The organism is Azohydromonas lata, assembly GCF_034427735.1.
Taxonomy (GTDB): domain Bacteria; phylum Pseudomonadota; class Gammaproteobacteria; order Burkholderiales; family Burkholderiaceae_C; genus Azohydromonas; species Azohydromonas lata.
Window position 1 is genome coordinate 1 of the sequence record NZ_JAXOJX010000129.1, and the last position, 9,217, is coordinate 9,217.

14 protein-coding genes and 2 pseudogenes are annotated in these 9,217 nt (G+C 67.8%); 6 read left to right on the top strand and 10 right to left on the bottom strand.

Annotation, left to right across the window (positions count from 1 at the left end; genetic code table 11):
- Nucleotides 1-7: 7 nt before the first annotated feature.
- Nucleotides 8-187 (bottom strand): class I SAM-dependent methyltransferase, encoded by a 180-nt coding sequence (locus SM757_RS33965; RefSeq protein WP_322468716.1) that lies wholly within the window; start codon nucleotides 185-187, stop codon nucleotides 8-10.
- Between the two features lie 395 nt (nucleotides 188-582).
- Here SM757_RS33965 and SM757_RS33970 point away from each other — a divergent pair.
- Nucleotides 583-1,384 (top strand): annotated as a pseudogene (locus SM757_RS33970) (IS5 family transposase).
- Nucleotides 1,385-1,470: 86 nt separating this feature from the next.
- Here the strand turns inward: SM757_RS33970 and SM757_RS33975 are convergent.
- Together SM757_RS33975 and SM757_RS33980 are read right to left on the bottom strand one after the other, a co-directional pair.
- The gene (locus SM757_RS33975) at nucleotides 1,471-2,016 is read right to left on the bottom strand and encodes an RNA 2'-phosphotransferase (RefSeq protein WP_322468717.1); all 546 of its coding nucleotides are present in this window, start codon (nucleotides 2,014-2,016) and stop codon (nucleotides 1,471-1,473) included.
- Nucleotides 2,013-2,270 (bottom strand): hypothetical protein, encoded by a 258-nt coding sequence (locus SM757_RS33980; protein WP_322468718.1) that lies wholly within the window; start codon nucleotides 2,268-2,270, stop codon nucleotides 2,013-2,015. The genes SM757_RS33975 and SM757_RS33980 overlap by 4 nt, the downstream gene beginning before the upstream one ends.
- A 556-nt stretch (nucleotides 2,271-2,826) precedes the next feature.
- Here SM757_RS33980 and SM757_RS33985 point away from each other — a divergent pair.
- Together SM757_RS33985 and SM757_RS33990 are read left to right on the top strand one after the other, a co-directional pair.
- Entirely contained in the window at nucleotides 2,827-3,312 is a 486-nt protein-coding gene (locus SM757_RS33985; protein ID WP_322468719.1) for a cupin domain-containing protein, read from the top strand.
- A 394-nt stretch (nucleotides 3,313-3,706) separates the two neighbouring features.
- Nucleotides 3,707-3,871, top strand: coding sequence for a hypothetical protein (locus tag SM757_RS33990; protein ID WP_322468720.1), 165 nt, complete (start codon nucleotides 3,707-3,709; stop codon nucleotides 3,869-3,871).
- A 61-nt stretch (nucleotides 3,872-3,932) separates the two neighbouring features.
- Here SM757_RS33990 and SM757_RS33995 read toward each other — a convergent pair whose 3' ends face one another.
- The 4 genes from SM757_RS33995 to SM757_RS34010 form a co-directional block, all read right to left on the bottom strand.
- Nucleotides 3,933-4,136: a ribosome modulation factor gene (locus SM757_RS33995; RefSeq protein WP_322468721.1), complete on the bottom strand. Its 204-nt coding sequence runs from the start codon at nucleotides 4,134-4,136 to the stop codon at nucleotides 3,933-3,935.
- 267 nt (nucleotides 4,137-4,403) lie between these two features.
- Nucleotides 4,404-4,871: a hypothetical protein gene (locus SM757_RS34000; protein WP_322468722.1), complete on the bottom strand. Its 468-nt coding sequence runs from the start codon at nucleotides 4,869-4,871 to the stop codon at nucleotides 4,404-4,406.
- A gap of 232 nt (nucleotides 4,872-5,103) precedes the next feature.
- Nucleotides 5,104-5,235 carry a hypothetical protein gene (locus tag SM757_RS34005; protein ID WP_322468723.1) on the bottom strand — a complete coding sequence of 44 codons (132 nt, stop codon included), beginning with the start codon at nucleotides 5,233-5,235 and terminating at the stop codon, nucleotides 5,104-5,106.
- 322 nt (nucleotides 5,236-5,557) lie between these two features.
- Nucleotides 5,558-5,983 (bottom strand): hypothetical protein, encoded by a 426-nt coding sequence (locus tag SM757_RS34010; RefSeq protein WP_322468724.1) that lies wholly within the window; start codon nucleotides 5,981-5,983, stop codon nucleotides 5,558-5,560.
- Nucleotides 5,984-6,147: 164 nt separating this feature from the next.
- Here SM757_RS34010 and SM757_RS34015 point away from each other — a divergent pair, with 164 nt between their 5' ends.
- A complete protein-coding gene (locus SM757_RS34015; protein ID WP_322468725.1) occupies nucleotides 6,148-6,552 on the top strand; it encodes a VOC family protein in 405 nt (134 codons plus the stop codon).
- A gap of 164 nt (nucleotides 6,553-6,716) precedes the next feature.
- Entirely contained in the window at nucleotides 6,717-7,004 is a 288-nt protein-coding gene (locus tag SM757_RS34020; RefSeq protein WP_322468726.1) for a hypothetical protein, read from the top strand.
- A 105-nt stretch (nucleotides 7,005-7,109) separates the two neighbouring features.
- Here SM757_RS34020 and SM757_RS34025 read toward each other — a convergent pair whose 3' ends face one another.
- The 3 genes and pseudogenes from SM757_RS34025 to SM757_RS34035 all read right to left on the bottom strand — a co-directional run bounded on the left by SM757_RS34025 (nucleotide 7,110) and on the right by SM757_RS34035 (nucleotide 8,750).
- Nucleotides 7,110-7,406: a YpsA SLOG family protein gene (locus SM757_RS34025; RefSeq protein ID WP_322468727.1), complete on the bottom strand. Its 297-nt coding sequence runs from the start codon at nucleotides 7,404-7,406 to the stop codon at nucleotides 7,110-7,112.
- A gap of 39 nt (nucleotides 7,407-7,445) precedes the next feature.
- Nucleotides 7,446-7,832: a surface-adhesin E family protein gene (locus SM757_RS34030; protein ID WP_322468728.1), complete on the bottom strand. Its 387-nt coding sequence runs from the start codon at nucleotides 7,830-7,832 to the stop codon at nucleotides 7,446-7,448.
- Nucleotides 7,833-8,203: 371 nt separating this feature from the next.
- Nucleotides 8,204-8,750: pseudogene (locus SM757_RS34035) on the bottom strand (isochorismatase family protein).
- A gap of 219 nt (nucleotides 8,751-8,969) precedes the next feature.
- On the opposite strand from SM757_RS34035, the gene SM757_RS34040 reads away from it, so the two are divergent.
- Nucleotides 8,970-9,217 (top strand): hypothetical protein (locus SM757_RS34040; protein WP_322468729.1); only part of this gene is annotated, 248 nt, incomplete at its 3' end.

A 9,217-nucleotide genomic window follows, 5' to 3' on the forward strand; every position in this document is an offset into this window, starting at 1 on the left:
TCAAAAATTACGACACCCGCGGAGCGAACGGCTCCACCAGCAGTACCGTGCCGCCGGGCGCCAGCACCTTGGCCGCGTACTGCGCCGCGGCCACCAGGTCGCCCATGTCGTGCAGGCAGTCGAAGAAACAGATCAGCCCATAGCAATGGTTTGGGTAGCCCACGGCCCGCCCCACCTGGAACGTCACCCGCGGCGCAACTCCAGCGGTTGCCGCGTTGCGCTGGGGCTCAGTGATCGAGCCTGCATGGGACGTCGAAGCCAAAGAACCGCGATTTGGGAAAGGCCTGCGCCCTCAGCGTGGTGGAGTGCCCATGGCCACAGCCCACATCGGCCACGGCAATGTGGCCTCGAGTTGCTGTACCACTCCATCGAGCGCGGACAGCCATTGCGGCACCAAGCTAGCCCGGTAGCCGTTGCGGTAGAAGGCCGCGACGCCGCAGTGCAGCCGAGCGTCGTGTTCGCCTCAAGCCAAGCCTCGCCGGCATGGCCGCGGGCTGCCTGGCACTGTGCCTGATGCCCGCTGCCTAGAGGGTGTTATGAACTTCGGGCTTGCCTGAGCGGCCGCGGCCCCATCTTGGCTGGATGAGCAGGAAGCCATACCCAAGTGACTTGAGCCAGGAGGAATGGGCGTTCGTGGCGCCGTATCTCACGCTGATGAAGGAGGACACGCCACAGCTCGCGCGAGGTATTCAACGCGCTGCGCTGGTTAGCCCGGGCCGGTGCGCCGTGGCGCATGCTGCCCAACGACTTTCCGCCCTGGGCAGCCGTGTGCCAGCAGTTCCGGCGCTGGAGCGAAGCGGGCTGTTTCGAGGCGATGGTCAGCGACATGCGCTCCATCATCCGTGCCGGCCAGGGACGCCAGAGCCAGCCAAGCGCCGTGGTGCTCGACGCGCGCACGCTGCAAAGCAGCGTCGAGAGCGGCGAGCGCGCGGGGTATGACGGCTACAAACGGCGCAAGGGCTCCAAGGTGCATATGGCCGTGGACACGCTGGCCCATCTCATCGACTTGACCGTCACGCCCGCCGACGAGCAGGAACGCTCACAGGTCAAGCAACTTTGCCAAGCGGTACAGGAAGCCACCGGTGAGACGGTGGAGGTGGCGTGGGCAGACCAGGGCTACACCGGCCAGCAGGCCAGCCAAGACGCCAGGGCCTCGGGGATCGAGTTGCGAGTGGTCAAGCTGCCCGAGGCGCGCAAAGGCTTTGTGCTGCTGCCGCGGCGCTGGGTGGTGGAGCGCAGCTTCGCTTGGCTGGCTCGTTTTCGGCGACTGTCGCGCGATTTCGAACGCATGCCTCAGGTGCTGGCAGCGCTGCATTTCCTGGTGTTTGCCACTCTCTTGCTGCCCAAGGCCTTGATGTTCTTGGCCTCGGGAGAAAGTGCATAACACCCTCTAGGGACGATGCCTGGCCTGCGCCACGGTGCGGAACCTCTCACTGAAAACGCAATGGCGGCGCTCCAGGCGCTGCAAAATCATCCGACACGGCAGAGAAAAGCCGGCGGCACCCTGGCTGTCAGCCACACTCCGTTCTCTGCCTGGTGGAAGATGAAGCCCTGCGCATGCATGCGCGCGGCATCCACCACGAGCACCACGGGCAAACCGTAGCGCAGGCCGACAGTGCGAGCGGTCTGTTCGTCTGCCGACAGGTGCACGTAGTGTCGAGAGCCCGGCTTGAGACCTTCCCGGGTGATCGCGGCGACGAAGCGCGAAGCCGTGCCGTGGAACAGCACGTCGGGTGGCTGCTTGGGCTCGAATTGGCGGTCCACGCTGCGCGTCGAGTGGCCTTGGACCGCGCGGATGCGCAAGCCGTCAGCCGAGAGCTCGAAACGCTTCTTGTCGTTGATGGCGATGACCTGCTCGATGAGTTCGCGCGAGAGCTGCCGCCCCTGGCGGGCCGCGCCGGCGACGAGGTCCTCCACGCTGCCCCAGCCTTCGGCGTCGAGCGCCAGGCCGATGGCTTCAGGCTGGTGGCGCAGCACGAAGCTCAGGAACTTGCTGGCTTGGACCAACCTGCTCACGCCGTCCCCTGGCCCGGGTTGGTGGTGTGGCGCGCCAGCAGCGACGCGACGACCGCTCTCGCTTGGCACTGCTGCCCATACGGGCTGGCGAGTGTGCAGGCGCAGCGGGTGCCTTCGTTGCTTTGGCAGTCCTCGTAGGACATCGCGTGGCCGCTGGCCCCGCTGCCGATGTAGGCCGCATCCATAGGACAGCCCAGATCCACGCCGATCTCCAGGGCATCGGCATGCTGGGCGGTGAATGCTTCGTCGATCAAATACAGCCGCCTCACGGGCCTACCTCTGCTGCTGGGTAAAGACGGTTCGCCGCCGACGTCGAAACCATCGAGCGCTGGCGCCGGCACCGCGACGCCTGGCCCACTCACGGGCAACCTGCGTGCGCGGTCGCGTTGACGATATGCGTCGCATCACGCGGATCAGCGCGGCGAATTGGAACATTTAACCGCAGCGCGATGCCGGTGCGCGCCAGCTCTCCAGCTACGCCGAACGACCCGAGACCATCGAACACGCGCTGGCGCTGCTGTTCCCCGCGGAGGCCCCCACCGCCGGTCAGTTCCGTGACCTGTGCGGCTGTGCGCCGGCACCGGTCTTCCGCGCGGCGCCTGAGCCGAAGCAGCGCCAGCAAGGGGCCGAGGCCCGACACAGGTGCCTGCGCCCGGTAGCGCCCAGGACCGGGCGTGATGTGGCGTAGGCTACCGAGATCCTGCAGCGGGCCGACGCGTCAAGCTACAGCCGGAGGCTGGCACTGGAGGCCCTGTGACTGCCAAGCGTGGCGCTGAGCTGCGACCCCGGGCTGGCAAAGGAGAAAAAGCCATGACGAATTCCGAACAGCACCAGGAGTCCGCGGCGCCACGCTGGAGGCACGACGGCGTGCGGGTCGTGCCGGGCAACCGGCTCGATCCCAACACGGCGCAGACGCCCGGCATGCACCGCGAGGCAGCGATCACCTACGCCCGCGTCGGCGCACAAAAGCTCTGGGCCGGGACGGTGCACATCCACCCCAACGCCAAGACGGGCGCCCACCACCACGGTCCGCTGGAGAGCGTGATCTACGTGGTCCGCGGCCGGGCGCGCATGCGCTGGGGCGAGCAGCTGGAGTTCACGGCCGAGGCTGGCCCCGGCGACTTTATCTACGTGCCGCCCTTCGTGCCGCACCAGGAAATCAACGCCAGCGCTACGGAGGAGCTCGAATGCGTGCTCGTGCGCAGCGACGGCGAGGCCGTGGTGGTCAACCTCGACATCGAGCCGGTCGAGCCGCCCGAGGACGTGCCCTGGGTCGATCCGATCCACCGGGGCTGAACCACGGGCTGCGGCAACGCGGGTTGCCCTGGCAAGGAGCTCGCATCGTGCAGGCCCGCCGGGTGGCCGAGGTAGCCGCCGTCGTGCAGCCCGGGCCGTCCAATCCAATCACATGGGTTTTCGCAGGATTGGGGGCGTTCCCAGCTAGCGCACGCCGCAGCTTGGGGCAGCTGGCGACATTGCTTTCAATGCAAGTCAGGGCGCGACCTTCCCTTGCCTTCGGAAGGGCGCTCGCCGCTCATGCGAGGAGTTCGCCATGCCCTCTCCCATCGGCGCTGCGGGGAGCGTCCGGCACTAGTTATCCCTAGGGCCTGGCCGATTGGCAGGTTGCCTTCCCGGGCAGCGTCGCATCGATGAACACCGTGATGCAGAAGAGCTGACCAGCAGCGGCTTCATGCCTAGGCTGGTCGTCATGCCGGGCGGCCTGACGTTCAAGCCTCAACCGAGGCTGACGACGCCGCCGCAGCTCAATGCCTGGCTCGAAGGCCAAGGCGTGCTGGCGGTGAGCGATGCCGCGCCGCTGCTGCGTGACGCGCTCCAGCGGCTGGGCCCGCGCTAGGGGACGACAGCGTGACGGGGAAAACCGCTGTCAGCGACACGCCACGGCCGCGGGACGACCGTCAAGCTTCAGCAGGCGGCTCGTCCACCTCGGACGGCAATGGCCTGTCACGGCAAGGCTTGCCGCTGCGCTTGAGCCGCCCCTGCCCCCACCCCGCCTCCCAGGCCTTCGCCTCCACGGTGCCAGGGCGGTAGGGGCATCCGTACTTGTCCAGCTCTCCCGCCGCGAATCCTTCGACCCAGGCGGTACGCGCTTCTTTTGTCATGTCGTGTCCAGTCCTCGCCCTGCCGGGCTCCCCGTGATCCAGCATAGGGCTCGTAACCCGAAAGCGCCGTGGGCCCTGATACCGGCCAGCACTCGCCTTGCGGGGGGGCGCCCCCGGGGCAGGTGCTGGCTGGAATACCGCCCACCAGGCGCTTGCGCACCTGGCCCAACCCTGACCGGACCATCGGCGTTGAAGTTGCCGCAGGGTCTGTGCAACACCGCTGCCGACGCCGGCCTCGCCAGTCCAGGGTAGGGAATGCATGCCCGGCTACGTGTGCCCGCTGTCGGGCTGCAGCCGTGCCAGCCTCCGTATCACACGCTGCGCGATCAGCCGCGCCGTTTCTGGCTCAACCATCAACCGGGTGGTCAGCACATCGCAGCGCTGATCCTGCGACAGCCGGTGCCAGTCGGCCGGCGCCGATTCCTTGCCCGTGGCCATGCGCTCGATGAGGTTGCCGGCCTCGATCAGCTGCTCGCCGGGCTCCGGCTCGCACTGCAGCAGCACGGTGCCGCGCTGGTTCGTGGCCGCGTGCCAGCCCAGCGGCAGCAGCCCGAACAACTCGTGGTCCAGCCAGGGCGAGGCATCGAAGGGCTGTGCCGGCGTGCCTGCGGACGGCTCGGGCGCGTCCTCGGGCCACAGCTCGATGGCGCCAAGTCCCATGCGGCCAAGCCGGTAGGTCTTGGCCAGACGAGCGCCGTCGCGGCGACAGGCGTCAAGAACCCGAACCCGATCCATCGTGCTCCCTCCGAAGCAGCCTCGTCGGCAAGGCGTGGTTGTTCACAGGAACCGTTCAACGGCCGATGTCCGCATCATCGCCTTTCCCGCCCGGCACGCCGTCACGGCCCAGGCTGCAGTGGACGTACACCCACGTCCGGCTGTGCCCTGCGGTTGATGGACCTGGCAGCCATCCCACGGGTGCGTCGGCACCGCGTCTGGGAAACAGTGGCTGCGCCAGCACCTGCAGCCCTCAGACTTGGCCGGGCTGGTGGCCGACATCCACGCGCTGGGCCTGCAGTGCGTTGTGCAGGGCCTCCAGCTGCACCCGCGCCATCGAGGCTTGGGGGCGCTGCCGGCGCTGCAGCAGCCGTGGCGCGGCCACGCCAAGCAGCAGTGCAATGACAACGAGGGCCAGCAGCAGGCAAGCGCCGCACGATGCGTCGCAGGAGCTGCCCGGTTGAATGGCTCATGAAGCTCGACAAGGTGGTGGGTTCAAGGTGACAGTCCGCGAAGCCGAGGCCCGGACCGGTCGCGACGTGGAGCGGCTGGTCGGGCCGACGGCGGCGGCCTGCGGCTGCCAGCCCCGGACCTGGAGCTGGCTTTGGCGCGCTGCGTTTTCTACCCGATCCAATGGCCCCGATCCGGCCTGTCACATCAACCTTCAACGACGATCCGGGTTTCGTACCAAGACCATGGACTGTCGATCACTCCGGAGCCGGGTGGCCATGCTTCTGGGCCTCGGCGCGCTTGCGGCCGGCTGCCGGGGCGATGGCAAGGCCCATGCCGTGGAGATGCCCTTGCCAGACCAGCCGCCTGCGGCCGTGCGCATCAAGCTCGAGCGTTTGTATCCGCGCGTGCGGGCTTGGTACGACACCGTGGAAGCACGCCATCTGCCGCTGGGCCGGCCGCTGACGGCTCGCCAGATGGACGACGTCCGCTGGCTGGGGGTCCTGCGACTGCAAGGCATCCGCGTCGTGGTGCTGGACGCTTTTCCCATGCCCGAGGACGTGGAGCTGCGCGAGGAGGCCCAACGCCACGGTTTGGTCAGCCGCGACGAGGCCGGCCGCACCATGGCCCATGCCATCCTGCTGAAAGCCTGGGCGTTGGATGACCCTACCGTGCTGCGCCATGAGCTCGTGCACGTGGCCCAGATGGACCGCCTGGGTCGCGAAGGCTTCCTGCGTCGCTACCTGCTAGAGCTGGAGGTGCTGGGCTATGCGCGCTCGCCACTGGAGTTCGAGGCCTACGCCCGGCAAGGTGCGCCACGCTGGACCCGACAGCCGACAGGACCGCCGTGCAGATCCTCATCAACATCGACGTGGACGACATGGAACGGGCCCAAGCGTTCTACATCGTCGCCCTCGGGTTGGTGCCCGGGCGCCGGCTCGGCCCGGACGTGGTGGAACTGCTGGGCGGCTCCTCGCCGCTGTACCTGCTGCGCAAGGCCGCCGGCACGGTACCGTCGCCCGGCACGGTCCAGCAGCGCGACTACCGGCGCCACTGGACCCCAGTGCACCTGGACTTCATCGTGGACGATCTCGACGCAGCCGTGCAGCGAATGCTCGCCGCCGGTGCCACGCTGGAGCAGCCCGTCACGGATTTCGCCTGGGGGCGCCTGGCCACCTTCGCCGACCCCTTCGGACACGGCTTGTGTCTGCTGCAGTTCACTGGCTGCGGCTATGACGCCATCGCTACATGAGACGGCGCCGCCTGCGCGGAACCAACATGCCGCACTGCCCCTGCCGCGGCACAGGGCTGGTCAGCGCGCGGCCTGCAGCCGGTCCAGCTTCCATGACAAAGCTCCTGGCCACGGCGGTCGAAGTCTCACTGTCGTGTCGGTACCGGGCTTCGTAGCCTCGATCCATGGACGACGATGACGACATGCCGGCCGTGGACTCGGCCATCTGGCAGCAAGGGTTCTCGGTAGGCGCGCAATCTCCGGCATGCGCATGCCCGTTCCTCAGGCGCAGTCGCGAAACCAGGAGCTGGCTGCTGGGCTGGGAAAAGGGCATCCAGCGGCTACTGGCACACGACCGCCGTGGGGAGCAGGCCACGCTGGCCGCCATGTCGGCGCTACACCTGGTACGGGCCGGGCAGCCCGGCACCATTGAAGCCCGCGCCACGGCAGCCCTGCTGCAGCCAGGGCGCTGATGGCGGTGCGGTTTCGCGCCCAGCGACGTTGAGAATTCAGATAGCGGTGATGTCGATTCACGCGCTCAGCGCCTGCCGCTAATCCATGCCCGGGTGCACGTGCAGCTAAGGCTTGGCGAGCTGCTTGGCAAAGATCATCGTCTGGCGGCTGCCGCCGGTGAGCTCGGGCGCAATGGACAAGAGCAGGGTTGCGTCCGAGTCGCGCACGTTGGCCTTGGTGCGCTGGCGGTAGCCGCCGCCGTCGGGCATCTCGGTGAGCTGGTACCTCGGCGGGATGGTGCCGTCCTCCGCGACCCGTCCGGCCGGACACCAGCCGCCGTGCGGCACACCGCGGGCCAGCGCCCAATCCAGCGCAGCCCGATCCGCACCGGTCTGCCCGCCTGAAATAACACGCTCGATCACCACCCCTACGGCCCTGCCCTGTTGCTGCTGTTGCGGCGCTCAGCCGCGGTTGCACACCGCCTTGCTCAGGCTGCCACCCACCGTGCCCGGTGCGACGGCCATCCAGTCGCCGAACGTCATCCCGCCGCGCGTGGGCTCGTCGCCGCCCATGCGGCCCCGGTAGCTCTGGTGATGCAGCAGGCGCTGGCGCCGGCTCTGGCAATCAACTTCGACGAGAAACAGCTTGGAGAGGTCGAAGTCGATTTCCGGCTCGACCATGTCCTTCATCGCCCAGACCTCCCGCAGTGCGCCCGTGGTGCGGATGGAGTCTGTATCGACGTACCAGACCGCCTTGGACTTGTCCTCGCCGAAAGCCGTCCAGGCGGCCCAGGCCGGCGTTGCGACCAGGATGGCTGCGCTTATCAGCAGTGCTCCCTTGCCATTCATTGTTTTCTCCCCGCAGTGCAAGGCCATTGTTCGCAGTGGCTTGCGCATGCGGGAAGGCGGGAAAGTCCGTGGCTACGGCAGCCCTGGAACTCTCGCCATGAGCGTCATCATGCTGGGTTGCCTCCCCGCATGTGGTGTCCTGCACCCGCGCCAGCGGAGGTCCATAGGCCAAGAAAAAGCCCGCATACAGCAGCGGGCCGGAAGACTGCGAGACGCAACAGGAGGGAAATTCGTTGCGTCCCGTGCACACCATAACGCAAGGGCCCTACCCGTTGGCGGCCGCCTGCATGAAGGGCTCGGAGGGCCGGTGGCACTGGCCCTCGGCCGCGCGTGGCGCCTGGGGTGCCGGTGAGGCGGCTGCCTTCGCCGCTTCAACTGCCGCGGCGCTTGACCAGGTCCAGCACCGCCTTGAATTGCGGGTGGCGGCAATGGCGCACCCACTCGAAGAGCACCATTTCATCGCTGACGACAGTCGCGCCGGCCTCGCGCAGGCGCTGCATGGCCGCCAGCTTGTCGGCAGCGCGGCGCGAGCCACACGCCGTCTCGACCATCCAGATCCGGAAGCCGCGCTCCAGCAGCCCCAGGGCGGTTTGCATCAGGCACACGTGCGCTTCGCTGCCTGCGATCACGACCGCGGGCTGGTCGCCTGGCGCACGACCCTCGGTCAGCAATTCCGCCAGCCCGTCGCTACAGGCGTCGAAGTGCATCTTGGACAGCGTCACGTCGCAGCGCCGGCGCACGGCTTCGTCGTTGCGGCCGAGCCCGTCCGGGTTCTGCTCGGTGCCCACGATCCGGATGCCCAGCGCGCGCGGCGTCAGCCAGCACGACCGCGGCCTCGACCACGGCCGGTGCACCATGAAGCGCCGGCATGAGCCGCCCCTGGTAATCGACCAGCACCAGCACGCTACGAGCGTGCATCCATCTTCAACATGGCCCGTTTCCTTCCCGTTGATGGAGTGTGTTGGGGCAAGGATAGGCGGGCGCTTTGGCCAGTGGAGTCCACGTGAGCTTGCGCGCACCGCAAGCGTACGATCCCGCTGTCGCCTGCGATACGCCGGCCGCCTGTCCCGGCCCATGCCGGACAGGCCATCCCGGCCAAGTCACACCTATCCAATTACTCGGATTCAGATAGCTTTCATGCAGTCCACCAGCCACAAGCTCCTGCGCATCGGCGTCTTCTATGACGGCGAGTATTTCCGTCGCGTGAGCAACTACTACGCCGGCACCCACCCGCGAAAGGCCCGCATCAGCATCGAGGGGCTGCACAACTTCATCCGCGCCCGCGCCGCCGCCGCGGAAGGCACCGGGCTCAAGCTGGCGCAGATCCTGGACGCGCACTATTTCCGTGGGCGCCTGAAGGCCAGAGAAGCCGAGGAGCGCGACAT